General features: G+C 72.2%; 17 protein-coding genes and 1 other RNA gene. 6 read left to right on the top strand and 12 right to left on the bottom strand.

The window, feature by feature from the left end; genetic code table 11:
* Nucleotides 1-77: 77 nt before the first annotated feature.
* From ACYVDO_RS02115 to ACYVDO_RS02100, 4 genes are all read right to left on the bottom strand, one after another.
* Nucleotides 78-1,535 (bottom strand): malic enzyme-like NAD(P)-binding protein, encoded by a 1,458-nt coding sequence (locus ACYVDO_RS02115; RefSeq protein WP_460932525.1) that lies wholly within the window; start codon nt 1,533-1,535, stop codon nt 78-80.
* A gap of 16 nt (nt 1,536-1,551) precedes the next feature.
* Nucleotides 1,552-2,913 (bottom strand): amino acid permease, encoded by a 1,362-nt coding sequence (locus ACYVDO_RS02110; RefSeq protein WP_460932671.1) that lies wholly within the window; start codon nt 2,911-2,913, stop codon nt 1,552-1,554.
* Between the two features lie 133 nt (nt 2,914-3,046).
* Complete coding sequence (locus ACYVDO_RS02105; RefSeq protein ID WP_460932523.1) at nt 3,047-3,607, bottom strand: hypothetical protein; 561 nt, start codon at nt 3,605-3,607, stop codon at nt 3,047-3,049.
* A complete protein-coding gene (locus tag ACYVDO_RS02100) occupies nt 3,604-4,299 on the bottom strand; it encodes a class I SAM-dependent methyltransferase (RefSeq protein ID WP_460932521.1) in 696 nt (231 codons plus the stop codon). Before ACYVDO_RS02100 ends, ACYVDO_RS02105 begins: the two co-directional genes overlap by 4 nt.
* A 23-nt stretch (nt 4,300-4,322) precedes the next feature.
* On the opposite strand from ACYVDO_RS02100, the gene ACYVDO_RS02095 reads away from it, so the two are divergent.
* Together ACYVDO_RS02095 and trxA are read left to right on the top strand one after the other, a co-directional pair.
* On the top strand, nt 4,323-4,934 hold the full coding sequence (locus ACYVDO_RS02095) for an SIMPL domain-containing protein (protein WP_460932519.1): 612 nt from the start codon (nt 4,323-4,325) through the stop codon (nt 4,932-4,934).
* Nucleotide 4,935: 1 nt separating this feature from the next.
* Nucleotides 4,936-5,313, top strand: a complete 378-nt coding sequence (gene trxA / locus ACYVDO_RS02090; protein WP_460932517.1) for a thioredoxin — start codon at nt 4,936-4,938, stop codon at nt 5,311-5,313.
* 18 nt (nt 5,314-5,331) lie between these two features.
* On the opposite strand, the gene ACYVDO_RS02085 is transcribed toward trxA, so the two are convergent.
* Nucleotides 5,332-6,096 (bottom strand): phosphatase PAP2 family protein, encoded by a 765-nt coding sequence (locus tag ACYVDO_RS02085; RefSeq protein ID WP_460932515.1) that lies wholly within the window; start codon nt 6,094-6,096, stop codon nt 5,332-5,334.
* 88 nt (nt 6,097-6,184) lie between these two features.
* Nucleotides 6,185-6,551: a transfer-messenger RNA gene (gene ssrA, locus ACYVDO_RS02080) on the bottom strand.
* A gap of 330 nt (nt 6,552-6,881) precedes the next feature.
* On the opposite strand from ssrA, the gene ACYVDO_RS02075 reads away from it, so the two are divergent.
* The 4 genes from ACYVDO_RS02075 (at nt 6,882) to ACYVDO_RS02060 (ending at nt 12,062) form a co-directional block, all read left to right on the top strand.
* Nucleotides 6,882-7,526: a fasciclin domain-containing protein gene (locus tag ACYVDO_RS02075; protein ID WP_460932513.1), complete on the top strand. Its 645-nt coding sequence runs from the start codon at nt 6,882-6,884 to the stop codon at nt 7,524-7,526.
* Between the two features lie 257 nt (nt 7,527-7,783).
* Nucleotides 7,784-8,140 (top strand): hypothetical protein, encoded by a 357-nt coding sequence (locus ACYVDO_RS02070; protein WP_460932511.1) that lies wholly within the window; start codon nt 7,784-7,786, stop codon nt 8,138-8,140.
* 199 nt (nt 8,141-8,339) lie between these two features.
* Nucleotides 8,340-11,735, top strand: a complete 3,396-nt coding sequence (locus ACYVDO_RS02065; RefSeq protein ID WP_460932509.1) for a pyruvate carboxylase — start codon at nt 8,340-8,342, stop codon at nt 11,733-11,735.
* 153 nt (nt 11,736-11,888) lie between these two features.
* Nucleotides 11,889-12,062, top strand: coding sequence for a CsbD family protein (locus ACYVDO_RS02060; RefSeq protein WP_460932507.1), 174 nt, complete (start codon nt 11,889-11,891; stop codon nt 12,060-12,062).
* A 105-nt stretch (nt 12,063-12,167) separates the two neighbouring features.
* Here ACYVDO_RS02060 and ACYVDO_RS02055 read toward each other — a convergent pair whose 3' ends face one another.
* From ACYVDO_RS02055 to prfB, 6 genes are all read right to left on the bottom strand, one after another.
* Nucleotides 12,168-14,156 carry a DUF2207 domain-containing protein gene (locus ACYVDO_RS02055; protein ID WP_460932505.1) on the bottom strand — a complete coding sequence of 663 codons (1,989 nt, stop codon included), beginning with the start codon at nt 14,154-14,156 and terminating at the stop codon, nt 12,168-12,170.
* Nucleotides 14,153-14,620: an SsrA-binding protein SmpB gene (gene smpB, locus ACYVDO_RS02050; protein WP_316005878.1), complete on the bottom strand. Its 468-nt coding sequence runs from the start codon at nt 14,618-14,620 to the stop codon at nt 14,153-14,155. Before smpB ends, ACYVDO_RS02055 begins: the two co-directional genes overlap by 4 nt.
* 120 nt (nt 14,621-14,740) lie before the next feature.
* Nucleotides 14,741-16,087: a M23 family metallopeptidase gene (locus tag ACYVDO_RS02045; protein WP_460932502.1), complete on the bottom strand. Its 1,347-nt coding sequence runs from the start codon at nt 16,085-16,087 to the stop codon at nt 14,741-14,743.
* Nucleotides 16,088-16,226: 139 nt separating this feature from the next.
* Nucleotides 16,227-17,132 carry a permease-like cell division protein FtsX gene (ftsX, locus tag ACYVDO_RS02040; protein WP_460932500.1) on the bottom strand — a complete coding sequence of 302 codons (906 nt, stop codon included), beginning with the start codon at nt 17,130-17,132 and terminating at the stop codon, nt 16,227-16,229.
* Between the two features lie 83 nt (nt 17,133-17,215).
* On the bottom strand, nt 17,216-17,905 hold the full coding sequence (gene ftsE / locus ACYVDO_RS02035; protein WP_460932498.1) for a cell division ATP-binding protein FtsE: 690 nt from the start codon (nt 17,903-17,905) through the stop codon (nt 17,216-17,218).
* A 137-nt stretch (nt 17,906-18,042) separates the two neighbouring features.
* Nucleotides 18,043-19,161, bottom strand: a complete 1,119-nt coding sequence (gene prfB / locus ACYVDO_RS02030; protein WP_460932496.1) for a peptide chain release factor 2 — start codon at nt 19,159-19,161, stop codon at nt 18,043-18,045.
* Nucleotides 19,162-19,193 lie beyond the last annotated feature (32 nt).

Here is a 19,193-nt window from a genome sequence, read left to right as displayed (position 1 = left end):
CTGCCCGGGGCACAGACCCCGGCCGAGCCCGGGCTCCGAGGGGGACCCCGCCGCGGCGGGCTGTCGCGAGGCCGGGCTCAGCCGATGAGCTCGCCGTCGTCGGTCGCGAGCGCCGCGCGCTCGACGGCCTCGGGGGACGTGCCGAGGACGGCGGCCTTGACGGCAGCCGCGACGACGGTCGACACGTCCGGGTGGAACACGCTGGGGATGATGTAGGCCGCGTTGAGCTCGTCCGGGTGCACCACGTCCGCCAGGGCCGTGGCGGCCGCGAGCAGGACGTCCTCGTCGATGGTCCGCGAGGCTGCGTCGAGCAGCCCCCGGAAGACGCCGGGGAACACCAGCACGTTGTTGATCTGGTTGGCGAAGTCCGAGCGGCCCGTCGCGACGACCGCGGCGTGCTGGGCGGCGGCGGTCGGGTCCACCTCGGGCTCGGGGTTGGCCATGGCGAACACGATCGCACCGTCGGCCATCGCGGCGATGTCGTCTCCCGTGAGGATGTGCGGGGCCGAGACGCCGATGAACACGTCGGCGCCCGCGACCGCGGCCCTCAGCGTGCCGCTGACGCCCCGGGGGTTGGTGTGCTCCGCCGACCAGGCCAGCTGCGGGTGGTCACCGGAGGCGATGTCCTCGCGGTCGGGGTGCAGCACGCCGAACTGGTCGGCCACGACGACGTCACGGGCTCCCGCCTTGAGCAGCAGCTTGAGGATCGCGGTCCCGGCGGCACCCGCCCCGGACATGACCACCCGGCACTCGGCGAGCTCCTTGCCGACGACCCGCAGCGCGTTGCGCAGTGCCGCGAGCGTGACGATCGCGGTGCCGTGCTGGTCGTCGTGGAAGACGGGGATGTCGAGCTCGTCGCGCAGCCGCTGCTCGATCTCGAAGCAGCGGGGGGCAGAGATGTCCTCGAGGTTGATGCCGGCGAACACGGGGCTGATCGCCTTGACCGTGCGGATGATCTCCTCGGTGTCCTGGGTGTCCAGGCAGATCGGGAACGCGTCGATGTCGGCGAACCGCTTGAACAGGGCCGCCTTGCCCTCCATGACCGGCAGCGCCCCGAGCGGTCCGATGTTGCCCAGCCCCAGCACCGCGGACCCGTCCGTGACGACGGCGACGGTGTTGCGCTTGATCGTCAGGCGCCGGGCGTCCTCGGGGTTCTCAGCGATCGCCATGCAGACGCGGGCGACGCCCGGGGTGTAGATCAGCGACAGGTCGTCGCGGTTGCGGATCGGCACCTTGGACTCGATCTTGAGCTTGCCCCCGAGGTGGACGAGGAAGGTGCGGTCCGACACCTTGCCGATGTCCACGCCGTGCACGCCGCGCATCGCCTCGACGAGCTCGTCGGCGTGGGCCGTGTCGCGGGCCGCGGCCGTCACGTCGACCCGGAGCCGGTCGGCCCCGGAGGCCGTGACGTCGAGACCCGTGACCAGGCCGCCACCTGCCTCGATGACCCCGGTCAGCTCGGAGACCGCTGTCGCGCGGGCTGGCAGCGTGAGCCGGACGGTGATGGAGTTGGACACGGAGGGCACGGCGGTCATGCCGGCATTCTCCTGATTACTCCGTGGTACGCCGAACCGCGACCGGCTGCTGGGCAGGCGAGGCCTCCGCGTGTCGCTCCCCGCGGGTCCGCAGCACCCCCACGGCCACGATGACGGCCGCGAGCGCCAGGCTCAGCGCCAGCTCGAGCCGGTGGCCCTCCTGGACGAGCATGAGGACGAGGACGAAGACGATGAAGGCGATCGTGGCGTAGGTCAGGCCCGGGTAGAGCCACATCCGTACCGCCGGGTCGTGGCCGGCCTCGTCGAGCTGGCGCCGCATCCGCAGCTGGGACAGGGCGATCACGAGGTAGACAAACAGGGCGATCGCCCCCGAGCTCGCGAGGAGGTAGCCGAAGATCGCCTCCGGGAGCAGGTAGTTGCCGATGACGCCGAGGAAGCCGACCACCGAGCTGGCGATGATCGCCCAGGCCGGCACGCCGCGCTCGGTCGTGCGCGACCAGGCCGACGGCGCGTCGCCACGGCTCGACAAGGAGAACGCCATCCGGGACGCCGTGTAGAGCGAGGAGTTCAGGCACGACGCGACCGCGGTGAGGATGACGAACTCCAGGACCGTCTTGAGGCCGCCGAGCCCCATCCGCTCGAGGGCGAACTGGTACGAGCCCGACCCCCCGGCCGAGAGTCCCTTGTCGTTCCAGGGGACCAGCGCGACGACCACGAGGATGGAGCCGAGGTAGAACAGGCTGATCCGCCAGATCACCGAGTTGACCGCCTTGCGGATGCCGGTCTCGGGGTTCGGGGACTCGGCGGCGGCGATGGTGACGATCTCCGTGCCCATGAACGTGAACATCGTGATGAGCATCGCGGAGAACACGGCGCCGAGGCCCTTGGGCATGAACCCACCGTCCTGCCAGAGGTGGCCCACCCCGGAGGTGTGCGACCCCGGCAGGACGCCCAGCATGGCGAGGATGCCGACGCCGATGAACAGCACGATCGCCACGACCTTGATGAGCGCGAACCAGAACTCGAACTCGCCGTAGTTGCCGACGCTGAACAGGTTCGTCCCGACCAGCAGCCCGGTGATGACCAGCGCGAACACCCACTGCGGCACGGCCGGGAACCAGTCCCCGAGGATCAGGGCGCCGGCAGTGGCCTCGACGGGGATGACGATGACCCAGAACCACCAGTAGAGCCAGCCGATCGAGAAGCCTGCCCACCGCCCCAGGGCCCGGTCGGCGTAGGTGGAGAACGAGCCGGTGTCGGGCTGGGCGGTGGCCATCTCCCCGAGCATCCGCATGACGAGCACCACCAGCGTGCCGGCGAGCGCGTAGGCGAGGAGCACGGCGGGGCCGGCAGTCGCGATGGCGTTCGCGGACCCGACGAAGAGGCCGGCACCGATCACCCCGGCGATCGAGATCATCGTGATGTGCCGCGGTTTGAGGCCGGCCTGGAGCCGGCCACCTCCCGGCTCGTCGGCGGGGACCTCGGCCTCGGACTTCGTCGTCGCGCTCACCCGGTGAGCGTGGACCCTCCGGACCAATGCCGCAAATGGGCTACAAACGCTGCAGGTCAGGAGGATCGACGGCGCCGGGTTGCCCGACGACCCCGGGCTCCCGGACCTCCCCCGCGTCCACGGCGGCCGGGGTCAGCACCCCGGTGCGCATCGCCCTGCGCTGCAGCCGCCACACCCGGCGCAGCAGCCGCCGGCGCAGCAGGTGCTGTCCCGTGACGGCGAGCCAGAGGCAGACGGCAGCCAGGGGCAGCTCGACGACGACGGCCATGCCGAGCGCGAGCCACCGCTCCGTCGTCGTCGGGGCGGTGACCACGTCGAACCACGCGTCGACGACGAGCATCGTCCCGTTCACCGCGGCGAGGGCGGGCAGCCAGGGGGTGAGGTGGACCGCGGCCCAGCCGGTGGCGAGCAGCACCACGACGAGGGCGGCGTCGAAACCGCCCCAGGCGAGGTCGTAGTGGGCTGCCGGGCGCGAGCTGGGCAGCTGGACGGCGAGCCACACGGTCCAGGGGATGGTGAGCAGCGCCAGCACACCGAAGACCCACCCGACCCGCCGGACGGGTGTGGCCTCGGCCGGCCCCGTGGCCGCGTCCTCGCTCATGACCGGCCCGACCCGGCAGCGGCCCGCGTCGTCGAGGAGGACTCCCCTGCCGGAGTCGACCCCGGGGCCGTGGCGGTGAGCAGGTAGCGCTCGTGCTCCAGCTCCTTGCCCCAGTAGACGGTGTCCCACAGGGGCAGCACCCTCGGCTCGCCGACGAGCTCGCGGACGACGGCGGCGAGCTCCTGCGACGGGACGCCGGCGGCCCACGGCATACCCGGCTCCCTCTCCGCGGCCTCGACGCCCCAGCGGCCCTCGATCAGGACCATCCGGCCGCCGGGCCGCAGGAGGCGTGCCCACCGGCGCAACGTGGCCTGCGGGTCGGGCAGGGTCCACAGGATGTGCCGGGCGAAGACGACGTCGAGGCTGCCCTCGGACCACGGCGGCTCCCCGGCGTCGCCCTGCTCGACCCGGACCGCACCGCCGAAGGGGGCGGTCTTGGCGCGGGCCCGGGCCACCATCTCCCCCGAGAGGTCGATCCCACGGACCTGGTGGCCGAGCTCGGCGAGCAGGGCGCTCATGGTGCCGGTGCCGCAGGCGAGGTCACCCACGTCCGAGGGCGTCGTGGGCAGCCAGGTCCGCAGCAGGTCCTTCCACGCGGACCGCACGTCGGAGTCGAGCAGCCCGTGGTCGGCGAAGCTGTCGTACTCCTGCGCGGCCTCGTCCCAGTACTGCCGGATCTGCTCGGTGTCCATGTCCTCCAGCCTAGGCTTGCTCCATGACGGACCACATCGACGTGACCGGCTCGGGACGGACCTCCTCGCCGCCCGACGTCGTGCGGGTCAGCGCCGGCGTCCGGTGCGAGGCGACCGAGGTCTCCGCGGCCCTGGCGGACGCCGCGGCCCGCGCGGCCGCCCTCGCCCAGGCGGCCCGTGACCACGGGGTGGCGCCGGGGGACGTGCGCACCACCAGCAGCGGCGTGCAGCCGCGGTACGACCGCGACGGCACCGCCGTCGTGGGCTACACCGCGCAGCAGGGACTGGCCTTGACCGTGCGGGACCCCGCCCTCGTCGGAGCCCTCGTCGACGCCTTCGCCGGGGCGGCCGGGAACGCCCTCACCATCGACCACGTCGGCCTCGACCTCGCCGACCCCTCGCCGCTGCTGGCGGCGGCCCGCGAGGCCGCCTTCGCGGACGCGCAGGCGAAGGCCGAGCAGTATGCCGCGCTGGCCGGCAGGGGCCTGGGGAAGGTTGTGCGCGTGAGCGACGTTGTCGAGGGTGGTGCCCAGCCCCGGTTCGCCCGGATGGCGGCCGGCGCGGGGGGTCCCTCGCTCGAGCTGGGCGAGAACACAGTGACCGCGACCGTCGCGGTCCGATGGGAGCTGAGCTGACATGGCAAGCGTCGAGCTGACCGCCGACACGTTCGAGAAGACCGTCCTCGAGGGCGGCACCGTCTTCGTGGACTTCTGGGCCGAGTGGTGCGGGCCGTGCAAGCGCTTCGCACCCGTCTACGAGGCGGCGTCCGAGCAGCACGACGACATCGTCTTCGCCAAGGTCGACACCGAGGCCGAGCAGGCGCTCGCCGCCGCCGCCAACATCACCTCGATCCCCACCCTGATGGGCTTCCGCGACGGGATCCTGGTCTTCGCGCAGGCGGGTGCGCTCCCCGCGCCCATGCTCGCGGACGTCATCGGCAAGGTGCAGGCGCTCGACATGGACGAGGTCCGGGCCCAGGTCGAGCAGCAGCGCGCGGGGAGCCAGCCGGGCTGAGCAGCCCTGCACGGCCTGTCAGGTCGTGGCGGGTGCACCCCTGCGCGCTGCCTCGCGACGCACTGCGAGGAACATCCGGTGGGCGGTCACGACGACCGTGGCCCAGGCGAGCCCGAGGACCCAGCCCATGACCACGTCGGACAGCCAGTGGTGCCCGAGGAACACCCGGCTGAGCCCCATCGTGAGCATGAACGCCGCTCCGAGCACGACCGCGGTGGTGCGCGCCCAGGCGTGGTGCACCTTGCGCAGCAGCAGGTAGACGACCACGGCGCCGATGGCGGTGGCGTTGAGCGTGTGGCCGCTGGGGAACGACGGGGACGACTCGTAGGGCGGGACCGCGAACATCTGGGGCGGCCGGGCCCGGCCGACGAGGTCCTTGCCGGCGACCGTGAGGGCCAACGACCCGGCAGCCGCCAGGACCAGCAGCACCACCGGGGTCCACGACCGCCAGGCCCAGACCATGAGGGCCACGACGACCAGGGTCAGGACCGGCATGCCCACCGGCCCTCCGACGTCGGTGTAGGCCGTGACCACCCGGTCCAGCCCGGGCGACCGCCACGCGACGGCCTGGTCGAGCGCGGGCTGGTCGAGCACGGCCACGCCGTTCGCGTCGACGACGGACTCGTAGACGTCCTCCGCGAGCGTCGTGAGGGACGCCGTCAGCGCCAGCCCCAGCACGGCCGTGACGAGCAGCACCCAGTTCGCGACGGTCCACCAGCCCAGCCGCTCGGCATACCGCCCGGCGGTGTGCAGCGCCCGCTCGCGCACCGGGGTCTGGGCCATGCCCCACCCTAAGCCGGGGGACGCGCAAGGGCCCGGTCACGACGTGACCGGGCCCTTGCGGCTCAACGGCGATGTGCGAGCACCACGGTGGTGGAGGTGGCGGGAATCGAACCCGCGTCCACTGACGACTTACCAGGGCTTCTCCGGGTGCAGTGCGCTGCGGATTTTCTCGGCCCCAGGGCTCGCACGCACGCGTCCCCTGACAGGCCCAGCCGAGTGAGAGTCCCGCGCAGCCCCTCGGCATGACTGCGCAGCGAGTTCCCTAGCTGACGCCAGACACTGAGACGGGAACTAGCTCAGGCTGACGGACTTCGTGGCTCGCTCAGGCGGCGAGGGCGAAGTCGGTGCGCTTGGAATTGGCACCTATTGGTTTGCAAGGAGCGTTGACGAGATGACCTTGCATCCTCGACCCGCTTCCCCTGGACAACCGACCAATGTCGAAACCGATCACCCCCGTGCTCCTGCGAGTGCAGGGGTGCTCACACATCCGCTGTTGAGTTGTGGGACCAGCCTACCCTCCAACAGCCGCGGACCCCGCATCCATTCCGCCGGCCCGCTCACCCCCTCCGCCGCGACTGCCGCTCGGGCCGTCCGCCGCGAGCGCCGCTCGGGCCGTCCGCCGCGAGCGCCGCTCGGGCCGTCCGCCGCGGACCGGCTCGGCGCCACCCATCCGGTCCGTCGGTGGTTCCGAACAGGGGGCGAGGGATGACCGGGGAGTGGTGCTGGCGGCGGCCACGGCAGGACCCCGGACGCAGCCGCTGTCCGCACACACACTGGAGACCCTCATGCACGTACGACGCATCGTGGCCGCCCTGGCCACCGCCACGCTCGCCGGCGCACTGTCCCTGGTCGGGGCCGGCTCCGCCTCCGCCCACGGGACGGGAGAGCCGGCGCCCACGGGCACCCGCAGCCTCGCTGCGGTGCTCGCCAAGGACGGATCGGGCTTCGACCGCAACTGGAACGACTTCGACATCGTCGACAACGCCGTGCACGCCGTGCTCGCCGCCAAGCCGGGCTCCCCGGTCGGCGTGCTCGCCGACGGGTCGGTGCCGCTGACGGCGTTCCTGCCGACGGACGCCGCCTTCAGGGCGCTGGCGACCGACCTCACCGGCCAGCACTACACCAGCGAGAGCGCGGTCTTCGCGGCGGTCGCCTCGCTCGGCATCGACACGGTCGAGGCGGTCCTGCTCTACCACGTGGTTCCGGGTGCGACGGTCGACTACCGCGCGGCCCGGGCGTCCGACGGCGCGGTGCTCACCACCGCGTCCGGCGGAACCCTCACGGTGGAGGTGCGCCACCACCGCTGGGTGACCCTGGTCGACGCCGACCCGAACGACGCCAACGCCTGGGTCGTGCGGCCGAACATCAACAAGGGCAACGTCCAGATCGCCCACGGCATCTCGCGCGTCCTGCGCCCCGTGGACCTGTGACCGACCCGGTCACCGCCTGACTCCACCAGTGGAGGCCGTGGCCGCCGCCCTTCCGGGGGCGGCGGCCACGACGCTGTGGTGTCCAGGGCCATTGGTGTCCAGCGCCGTTGGTGTCCAGCGCCGTTGGTGTCCAGCGCCGTTGGTGTCCAGCGCCGTTGGTGTCCAGCGCCACCAGCCCGCCGGCGCGCCGGGCGGGCAGGCTCCCGACTCACTTCCGCGGTGGTGGAGTCGTCGGACGCCCGGGGGGAGCCGTGGGCTTGCCGGTCCTCTTGGTGGTGGGCGACGGGACGGTGGTCGGCGGCGACGTGGCCGCCCGCGGCGAGGTCGGCAGCGGCACCGCGGGTGCGGACGACCGGGACGTCGGGGGCGCAGTGGTGCCGCTGCGGGTCATCGTGGTCGTCCCCGTGCCCGACCGGCTGCCGGACGGGGTGGGCGAGCCCGTGGCCGACGACAGCGGCGACGTGCTGCTCACCGTGGGGACGGCAGGCACCGAGGAGGGGGGCGGCCCCGGCCGGTCGGACGGCCGGACGAGCAGGACGAGGGCGACCACGGCGAGCGCCGTGAGGAGCACGAGGGCGCGTGCCGGCGTGAGGACCCGGCGATGCGCCGCATGACGTCCTGCCACAGGGCCTCCCGGCTCGTTCCTGAGGGTGAGCACGTGACGCCTGCTCGGGTCACGCCGTGGCCCCTGCGGCCGGTCCCACCCTAACCGTCCGCATACCGGTCGTACCGTCTCAGCCATCGGGACCCTCACTAGGATCGAGCGCGCACCGCCCGTTCCCGCGGACCGCTCGTCCGCCCCGAGGAGGTCCCGTGTTCAGCAAGGTCCTGGTCGCCAACCGTGGCGAGATCGCCGTCCGCGCCTTCCGCGCCGCCACCGAGCTCGGGGCCAAGACGGTGGCCGTGTTCCCGTACGAGGACCGCAAGTCCGAGCACGTGCTCAAGGCCGACGAGGCGTACCGGATCGGCGAGGAGGGGCACCCCGTCCGGGCCTACCTCGACCCCGCCGAGATCGTGCGCGTGGCCCTCGAGGCGGGCGCCGACGCGGTGTACCCGGGGTACGGCTTCCTCTCCGAGAACCCCGACCTCGCCCAGGCCTGCGCCGATGCCGGCATCACCTTCGTCGGGCCGCCGGCACCGGTCCTGCACCTCACCGGCAACAAGGCGCGCGCCATCGCGGCCGCGAAGAAGGCGGGCCTCCCCACGCTGCGCAGCGCCCCGCCGAGCACCGACGTCGAGGAGCTGGTCCGCGGCGCGGAGGAGATCGGCTTCCCGGTGTTCGCCAAGGCCGTGGCCGGTGGCGGTGGCCGGGGCATGCGCCGGGTCGAGCGCCGCGAGGACCTGCGCGAGGCGCTCGAGGCGTGCATGCGCGAGGCCGAGTCGGCGTTCGGGGACGCGACGGTCTTCCTCGAGGAGGCGGTCCTCAGCCCTCGCCACATCGAGGTCCAGGTGCTCAGCGACGGCACGGGCGCCGGCCCCGACGGCGGTGTCCTGCACCTGTTCGAGCGTGACTGCTCGGTCCAGCGACGCCACCAGAAGGTCGTCGAGATCGCGCCGGCGCCGAACCTCGACCCCGAGCTCCGGGCGCGGATGTGCGCCCACGCGGTCGCCTTCGCCCGGGAGATCGGCTACGTCAACGCGGGCACCGTCGAGTTCCTCCTCGCCCCCGACGGGCGCTACGTCTTCATCGAGATGAACCCGCGGATCCAGGTCGAGCACACCGTCACCGAGGAGATCACCGACGTCGACCTGGTGAGCAGCCAGATGCGGATCGCCAGCGGCGAGACCCTCGCCGACCTCGGGCTGTCGCAGGACATGCTCCGGATCCGCGGCGCCGCCCTCCAGTGCCGCATCACCACCGAGGACCCCGCCAACGGGTTCCGCCCCGACACCGGACGCGTCACGACCTACCGCTCCGCGGGGGGCGCCGGCGTCCGGCTCGACGGCGGCACCGTCTTCGTGGGCGCCGAGATCGGTGCCCACTTCGACTCGATGCTCGTCAAGCTCACCTGCCGTGGCCGCGACTTCCCCACGGCCGTACGCCGCGCCCGCCGGGCCCTGGCCGAGTTCCGGATCCGCGGGGTGTCGACGAACATCCCCTTCCTCCAGGCGCTGCTCGAGGAGCCGGACTTCCAGGCCGGCCGCCTCTCCACCGCGTTCATCGACGAGCGCCCGGCCCTGCGCACCGCCCGCGTCCCCGCCGACCGGGGCACCAAGCTGCTGACCTACCTCGCCGAGGTCACCGTCAACCAGCCGCACGGTCCCGGGCGCACCCGCGTCTCGCCACGCTCCAAGCTCCCGGAGATCGACCGCAGCACTCCCCCGGCGCCCGGCGCCCGCGACCGGCTCCTGCGGGTCGGCCCCGAGCAGTGGGCACGCGACCTGCGTGAGCAGGTCCCGGTCGGGGTCACCGAGACCACCTTCCGGGACGCGCACCAGTCGCTGCTCGCCACCCGGCTGCGGACCCGCGACCTCATGCACGTCGCCCCGCACGTCGCGCGGCTGACGCCCCAGCTGCTCTCGGTCGAGGCCTGGGGCGGGGCGACGTACGACGTGGCGCTGCGCTTCCTCTCCGAGGACCCGTGGCACCGGCTGGCCGCCCTGCGCGAGGCGATGCCGAACCTGCCGCTGCAGATGCTGCTGCGTGGACGCAACACGGTCGGCTACACGCCCTACCCGACCGAGGTGACCGACGCGTTCGTCGCCGAGGCCGCGAGCACCGGCATCGACATCTTCCGGATCTTCGACGCCCTCAACGACGTCGACCAGATGCGGCCCGCCATCGACGCGGTCCGCGCGACCGGCACCGCCGTCGCCGAGGTCGCCCTCTGCTACACCGGCGACCTGACCAGCCCCGGCGAGAAGCTCTACACGCTCGACTACTACCTGCGCCTCGCCGAGCAGATCGCCGAGGCCGGCGCGCACGTCATCGCCATCAAGGACATGGCCGGCCTGCTGCGCGCCCCGGCGGCCCGGACCCTGGTGACGGCCCTGCGCGAGCGGTTCGACCAGCCCGTCCACCTGCACACCCACGACACCGCGGGCGGACAGCTGGCGACCCTCCTCGCCGCGATCGACGGCGGGGTCGACGCCGTCGACGTCGCCAACGCCGCCCTGTCCGGGACCACCAGCCAGCCCTCGATGTCCTCGCTCGTCGCGGCCACCGACGGCACCCCGCGCGCCACCGGCCTCGACCTGCGCGCGGTCAACGACCTGGAGCCCTACTGGGAGGCCGTGCGCCAGCTCTACTTCCCCTTCGAGTCCGGCCTGCCCGCCCCCACCGGCCGCGTCTACACCCACGAGATCCCGGGCGGCCAGCTGTCGAACCTGCGCCAGCAGGCGATCGCGCTCGGCCTCGGCGAGCACTTCGAGGCGGTCGAGGACATGTACGCCGCGGCGAACCGCATCCTCGGAAACATCGTCAAGGTCACGCCGAGCAGCAAGGTCGTCGGCGACCTCGCGCTGGCCCTGGTCGGCGCCAAGGCGGACCCGGACGACTTCGAGGCCCACCCCACGGCCTACGACATCCCGGACTCCGTCATCGGCTTCCTGTCGGGCGAGCTGGGCGACCCGCCCGGTGGCTGGCCGGAGCCGTTCCGCACCAAGGCGTTGCAGGGCCGCACGCCCAGGCCGCGCCTGTCCGAGCTGTCCCCGGACGACCAGGAGGCGCTCAAGGCCGACCCGAGGAACACGCTGAACCGCCTGCTGTTCCCGGGGCCGACGGCCGACTTCGAGAAGTCGCGCGAGGCCTACTCCGACCTCGCCGTCCTCGGCACCCGTGAGTTCCTCCACGGCATCGAGGTCGGGTCCGAGCACGAGATCGACCTCGAGCCCGGCAAGCGGCTCATCATCGGGCTGCAGTCGATCTCCGACGCCGACGAGCGCGGCCTGCGGACGGTGATGTTCACGATGGGCGGCCAGCTGCGCCCCGTCCAGGTGCGCGACGAGGCCGTCGCCGTCGACGTGCGGACCGCGGAGAAGGCCGACCCGGCGGACCGCTGCCAGGTGGCCGCGCCGTTCGCCGGGGTGGTCAGCCTGGCCGTCGAGGAGGGCACGCCGGTCGAGTCCGGCCAGGTCGTCGCCACCATCGAGGCGATGAAGATGGAGGCCAGCATCACCGCACCGGTGGCGGGCACCGTGCGACGGCTCGCCATCGGCAGCCAGCAGCAGGTCGAGGGCGGCGACCTGCTCCTCGTCCTGGCCACCTGAGCGTCCACCCGGCGCCTCCGGGTGGACGGCAGGGCCCTGACCTGCGGCGTCGCCAGACCTGCAGGGTCGCCGCGGTCGCGTTACGGTCGAAGGAGCACGGTCAAGAAGCGGCCGGTGCGCCCCAGGAGACCGATACGACACGAGGAGAGCGACATGGGCATGGGCGACAAGATGGGCAACGCCGCTGAGCAGGCCGAGGGCAAGGCCAAGGAGGCCGCCGGCAAGGCCACCGACAACGAGCGCCTCGAGGCCGAGGGCCAGGCCGACCAGTCCAAGGCCGACGTGAAGCAGGCGGGCGAGAAGGTCAAGGACGCGTTCCGCGACTGACCCGACGTCCCAGGCCGCCCGCTCGCCACTGCGAGCGGGCGGTGTCGTGTCCGGGCGGTGTCGTGTCCGGGCGGTGTCGTGTCGGGGCTATGTCGTGTCCGGCCGCTACCAGGAGCCGCCGCCCCCGCCGCCCCCGCCTCCTCCGGAGAAGCCTCCCCCTCCGGAGAACCCGGAGCCGCCGGAGCTGCCGGGGGTGCTGGTGAAGGTGCTGCCCGCGGTGCTCGTGAACGAGTCCATCCCGTCGGCGATGCCGCCGAACGAGCCGTAGTCGCCCCCGAGGTACCAGACCGGCATGGCCAGGGGGTGCCCGGCGGCGGCCGCCGCCTCGGCGACCCGCTGGAAGGTCGAGGCCCACTGCGAGGCCACCCCGAAGACGATCGCGTAGGGCAGGTAGCGGCTGAAGACGTCCTGGGCCTCCTCCCACCTGATCTGGTCCGCCTCGGCCGTCACGAGGTACTGCTTGAAGCCCTTGGACTGCGCGAGCACCGCGCTGCCGTCGGCCGTCCGGGCCGCCATCCTGCTGCCGAGGACCATGGTGATGACCCCGGCCAGCACGGCCCCGATCGACAGCGCGAACGACGGTGAGAAGGGCAGACCCGCACCGGACGCGATCCGCGAGAGCGGCTCGTGCAGCCAGAAGAGGCTGACGAAGCCAGCGGCGGCGATGAGGAACCCCAGCCCCTGCCACGTGCCCCGCTGCCTCTGCGGCGACCGCCGGAACCAGCCCCGCTGGACCACCTCGTCGTACATCTGCGCCTGCACCCTGCTCAGGGTCGGCTTGAACCGGTTCTTCAGGTCGGACAGGTCGACCACCTGCCCGCCGCCGGAGAACACGCCGGCGAGCAGCTCGGCCTCGTAGGCGCGCAGGGGCGTGCGGGCCTGCTCGGGCGTCGGCTCGGTCCGGGTGAGCCGCCAGTCCTGGCGGTGGCCGAAACCGCCCTCCCCGACCTGCTCGATGCGCAGGTAGCCCCGCACGGCGAGGTCCACGAGGGTGGCGGCGACGTCGATGGTGTTCGCCGTCTCGTCGATGACGGTGCCGACCAGCCCGGGCTGGACTCCCTGGGGAGGCGTGAACTGGACGGCGACCGTGGGGCTGGCGCCGCGGACGACCGTCGCCTGCTGCCCCACCCCCGGCACGAGGCCCGGGGTGAGCCCGGCGTACTGCTCGTCGCGGCCCCGGGTCCAGACCAGGAGGCCCATGAGGCCGGCCGCGAGCAGCGGCAGGGTGATCCCGGTGCCGAGCGCCAGGGCGCCCAGGACCCTGGACCCCTCGGCCGTCGTCACCTGGTCGCCCGAGACCGCTCCCTCGTGCAGCTGGGGCGCCAGGGTGCCGAACCCCTCCAGCGGGAGCGAGGCGAGGATCGACACCCCCCAGCGGGGTTCGACCGTGCCCACGGAGAACGTCGCCGTCGGGCCCGGGGCACTGTCGCAGCGCTGGCGTGACCCCGGCTCACCGATGAAGCAGTCGACCTTGTCCACGGGGCTCGGTCCCGTCACCGAGGCCGTGACATTCTCGTACAGCTGGTTGTTCGAGGTGTCGAGCAGGTTGTAGTAGAACTCGGCGTGGTCGCTGAACGGGTTCATCACCGCGCCGAGGCGGTAGTGCACGACGTAGGTCTGCGTGCCCTCGACCGTCTGGTCCGGCCGCCCGACCCGGATCTTGGCGTAGGCGCCGTTGTCGTCGATGACGCGGGTGTCGGCGGGGGCGCCGGACGGCGAGCTCGCCGAGACGTCGCTGATGGGGTACTCGCGGTACGTGGTCGGGCTGTCCTGGTAGCCGGCCCGGATCTTCACGTACCGCTCGATCCCGTGCCTGGACTCCCCGCTGGGGAACTGCCACGTGATGTTCTCGGTGACGTCGACGGAGCCGTCCCCCCGCAGGACGAAGTCCACGTGGTACCTCGTCGCCTTCTCCTGCCCGGCCGCGTGGGCGGTCGCCGGTGCGAGCACCGAGACGGCCAGCGCGACGAGCAGGGCGAGGACCGCACCGACGGTAGTGCCTCGCCTGCGCGCGTCCTGCCGTCCGGTCGGCGCGCCCTGCCGTCCGGTCGGCGTGCCCCGGCGTCCGGTCCACGTCCCCCCGCGCACGGTCACCGCCCCCGGGAGTGCAGCGCCCGCTCGGCGTCGCGACGGTCCTGCCGCTCGCGCAGCGTCTGGCGCTTGTCGTACTGGCGCTTGCCCTTCGCGACCGCGAGCTCGACCTTGGCGCGCCCGTCCTTGAAGTAGAGGCTGAGCGGCACGATGGTGTGCCCGGTCTCGCTGGACTTGCGCTGGAGCTTGGCCAGCTCCTCGCGGTGCAGCAGCAGCTTGCGGCGCCGGCGGGGCGTGTGGTTGGTCCACGTGCCCTCGACGTACTCGGGGATGTGCACGCCCTCGAGCCACAGCTCGTCTCCGCGCCACGCGGCATACCCGTCGACGAGCGAGGCACGTCCCATGCGCAGCGACTTCACCTCGGTGCCCATGAGGACCAGGCCCGCCTCGTAGGTGTCCTCGATGAGGTAGTCGTGGCGGGCCTTGCGGTTGCTGGCGACCACCTTGCGCGCCTGTTCCTTGGCCACTGCTGTTCCTGTCCGTGTCGGTCCGGTGCCACGTCGCGCGGCCCGGCGGTCCAACGCTACCGGTCGGACGAACGTGGTCGCCGGGAGGTTTCCCGGGCGCTCGTCAGCGGTCGGGCGAGGTCACAGCCAGCGACGGGGGTCCTTCGGGATGCCGTCCTCGTAGGTCTCGAAGTGCAGGTGGCAGCCGGTGGACTCACCGGTCGTCCCCACGTACCCGATGACCTGGCCGCGGCTCACGTGGCCGCCGCTGACCACGATCCGCTCGAGGTGGTTGTACGCCGTCACCAGGTCCACCCCGCGCAGGATCCCGTGGTCGACCTCGATCCGGTTGCCGTAGCCGCCGGCCCAGCCGGCCGAGATGACGGTCCCGGGCGCGGCGGCGCGCACCGGGGTGCCGCAGTTGGCGGCGTAGTCGCGGCCGGCGTGCAGGCGCCAGTAGTGCAGGATCGGGTGGAACCGCATCCCGAACTCCGAGGAGATCCAGCCGTCGGACGGCCGGGACAGGAAGCCGCCGCCGCTGCTGGGCGGGGCCGGGACGGGCTTGTGCGCCCGGCGCAGCGCCGCCGCCCTGGCCGCGGCCGCGGCCTTGGCGGCCTTCGCACGGGCGACGAGGACCGCCTGCAGCCGAGCCTGCTCCTTCTGGGCGGCGTCGAGGCTCTTGCGCTCGTTGGCCTTCTGGGCCTCGAGGGTCTGGGACTGGGCCGCCTGCTGCACGGCGAGGGCATCGAGCTTGGCCTTGGCGTCGGCGGCCTTCGCCCGCGCGGCCTGGGCCCTGGCCAGTGCCGCCTCGGCGGCCTTCTTCGCGGCGGCGACCTCCTCCCGCAGGGCGCGGATGTGCGCCTCCTGGGCGGTGGCGGCCGCGCGGGCGGTCGCCAGCCGCTGCAGCGACTGCTGCTGCACGTCCATCACCGTGTCGTTCATGGCGATGCGGTTGGCGAAGTCGTCCGGGGTGGTGGCGCTGAGGGCGACCGACAGCTGCCCCATCCCCTGGTCCTGGTAGAGCTGGGACGCGAACCGCGCCACGCGGGTGCGGCTGGCGGAGAGCTGCTTGCGGGTCGAGGCCAGCTCGTCGACGGCCCGCGCCTCGTTGGCCTGAGCCACCTCGAGCTTGACCGCCATGTCGTCGTTGTACGCGTCGGCGGCCGAGACGTCGGCCGTCGCCTTGTCGAGGGCGGCCTGGGCGACGGGCAGGGCGGCCTGGGTGCGACGCAGCGCGAAGTAGGTGTTCTGCAGGGCGACCGAGGTGTCGTCGAGCTGCTGCTTGAGCGACTCGATCTCCTTGTCGACCTGCTTCTTGGCCTTGTTGGGGTCGGTCGACCCGGGGGCGCGCACGACCGCGCCCGACGAGGCGGTCGGCATGGCGGCCACCGAGGGGGCGGCGATGCCCAGGGAGCAGGCGACCGCGAGGCCGAAGGCGGACAGCCGGAGCCGCCGCGAGGCACGCTGAGACGGGGGGAACGCGCTCATAGGCCTCATTGGTAACACAAACCTCACCGGTTTCGGGGGAAGCGCGGCGAGCCTCGGGCGATCGGACGAGCCGGGCCCGGGCCCTTACCGGTCGTCCCGGTGCGGGCCTTCACTCGGTCGTGCCGGTGCGGGCTCCGGCTCAGACGCGCAGGTACCGGCGCAGCGTCACCCAGCTGGTGAGGATCGCGACGACGAGCATGAGGACCGCGAGCCAGGGGGCGACGTACCAGATGTCGCTCGTACCCACGAGCGGTGCGTCCTGGAGCACCGCCGACACCTTCGGGATGAGGTAGTGCGTCGTCGCCCAGAGACCCGCGATGGCCAGACCGGTGCCGCCCAGGGCAGCCAGCACCGTCTCCATGACGAAGGGCAGCCGGATGGTGAAGTTCGAGGCGCCGACGAGCTTCATGATCCCGGTCTCCCTGCGTCTGCTGAACGCCGCCTGCCGGATCGTGGTGGCCATGAGCAGCACGGAGCAGAGCACCATGAGCAGGGCGAGGAAGAGGGAGCCGACGGTCACGACGTTCATCACCGCGAACAGCTTCTCCAGGGTCTTCTGCTGGTCCTGCACCCGCCCGACGCCCGGCGCCCCCTCGAACGCGCTCACGACGACGTCGAACTTCTTGGGGTCCGTCAGCTGGACGCGGAAGTTCTGCGGGATGTCGCCGACCTGGAGGTACTCCGAGAGGGGTGAGTTGCGGTACTGCTCCTTGAACCGGTCGAACGCCTGCTGCTCGGACTCGTAGTAGACGTTCTTGACCAGGGGCTTCATCTGCTCGAGCTGGGCCTTGAGCGCGTCGCGCTGCTCGGGCGTCACCGCCTTGCCGGCACAGTTCGCGTCGATCGAGTCCTTGCCGCACATGAAGATCGAGACCTGGATCCGGTCGTACCAGTAGCCCTTGAGGGTGGTCACCTGGCTCTGGGCGAGGAACCCGATGCCCATGAGGTAGACCGACACCATCGTCACGAGCATCACCGAGACGGCGATCGAGGCGTTCCGGCGCAGGCCGATCCAGATCTCGCTGAGCATGAACTGCAGTCGCATGGGGTTCGGTTCTCTCCGAGTCTCGTGCCTGGGTCTCGTGCCTGGGTCGTGCGGGGGTCTCGCGCGTCGGTCGGGCCTCCGGGTCAGCGCCCGGTGCCGTAGACGCCCTTGTTCTCGTCGCGGACGACGTGCCCGTTGCTCAGCTCGACGACCCGCTTGCGCAGCTGGTCCACGATGTCGTCGTCGTGCGTGGCCATGACGATCGTGGTGCCCGTGCGGTTGATCCGGTCCAGGAGCCGCACGATGTCCAGGCTCGTGGTCGGGTCGAGGTTGCCGGTGGGCTCGTCGCACAGCAGGATCGGCGGCTTGTTGACGAACGCGCGCGCGATGGCGACTCGCTGCTGCTCGCCACCGGAGAGCTCGTGCGGCAGCCGCTTCTCCTTGCCCTCGAGACCGACCATCTCCAGCGTCTCGGGGACGACCTGGCGGATCGCGTGCCGCGAGCGCCCGAGGACCTGCAGGGCGAAGGCGACGTTCTGGTAGACGTTCTTGTTGGGCAGCAGCCGGAAGTCCTGGAAGACCGTGCCGATCTCGCGCCGCAGCCGCGGCACCTTGCGCGACGGGAGCCGGCCCACGTCCTGCCCTGCCACGAGGACACTGCCCTGGGTGACCCCCTCCTCCTTGAGCACGAGCCGCAGGAGGGTGGACTTGCCCGAGCCCGACGCGCCGACCACGAAGACGAACTCGCCGCGCTCGACGTCGAGGGTGATGTCGCTCAGCGCCGGGCGGGTGGACCGCGGGTAGACCTTGCTGACGTTCTCGAAACGGATCATGCGCGGAGGGGGTGCCTTACGGGAGGTGGACGGACGGCATACCGCGCCGCACGGGGTGGACCACGCGCGACCCCCGCAGGATAGGTCGGCAACCTTCGTATGCCGCGCAGCCGCCGGTTCTCGGCGTTGCGCCCCGGTCAGGCCTGGCTGGCCTTCTCCTGCTCCTTGCGCCAGCGCACCCCGGCCTCGATGAAGCCGTCGATGTCGCCGTCGAAGACGGCCGAGGGGTTGCCGACCTCGTGCTCCGTGCGCAGGTCCTTGACCATCTGGTAGGGCTGCAGGACGTAGGAGCGCATCTGCTCGCCCCAGCTCGCCTTGATGTCGCCGGCCATCTCCTTCTTGGCCGCGGCCTCCTCGGCCTGCTTCTGGAGCAGCAGCCGGGACTGCAGCACCCGCAGGGCGGCGGCGCGGTTCTGGATCTGGCTCTTCTCGTTCTGCATCGAGACGACGATGCCGGTCGGGATGTGCGTCATCCGGACCGCGGAGTCGGTGGTGTTGACCGACTGGCCGCCGGGGCCCGAGCTGCGGAAGACGTCGACCTTGATCTCGTTCTCGGGGATCTCGATCGAGTCCGTCGACTCGATGAGCGGGATGACTTCGACGGCGGCGAAGCTCGTCTGGCGCCGGCCCTGGTTGTCGAAGGGGCTGATCCGCACGAGCCGGTGGGTGCCGCCCTCGACCGACAGGTTGCCGAACGCGTAGGGGACGTCGACCTCGAAGGTGGCGGACTTCAGGCCCGCCTCCTCGGCGTAGGACGTGTCCATCACCTTGGTGGGGTAGCCGTGGCGCTCGGCCCAGCGCAGGTACATCCGCATCAGCATCTCGGCGAAGTCCGCGGCGTCCACGCCGCCGGCACCGGCACGGATGGTCACGACCGCCGCCCGCTCGTCGTACTCCCCCGAGAGCAGCGTGCGCACCTCGAGCTCGGCCACGGCCTTCTTGAGCGAGGCCAGCTCGGCCTCGGCCTCGGCCATCGTCGCGGCGTCACCGCCGTCCTCGGTGCCCATCTCGACGAGGACCTCGAGGTCGTCGATGCGGGCGTCCATGCCGGTGACCCGCTCGTACTCGGCGTTGGCGCGCGAGAGGGCGGAGGTCACCTGCTGCGCGGCCTCGGGGTCGTCCCAGAGGTCGGGTGCGCCGGACTTCGCCTCGAGGTCGGTGATCTGGGCCCGGAGCGCGTCGAGGTCGGTGACCTCGCGCACCGAGGCCATCGTGTTGCGCAGGTCCTTGATCTCCTGGGAAAAGTCGGTCGCCACGAAGGTCAAGCCTAGGGCACCCACGTCGCGTC

The sequence above is a fragment of the Phycicoccus ginsengisoli genome, assembly GCF_054779295.1.
Note: the sequence above shows the minus strand (reverse complement) of the source record. Positions and strands in the feature narration are given on the sequence as shown.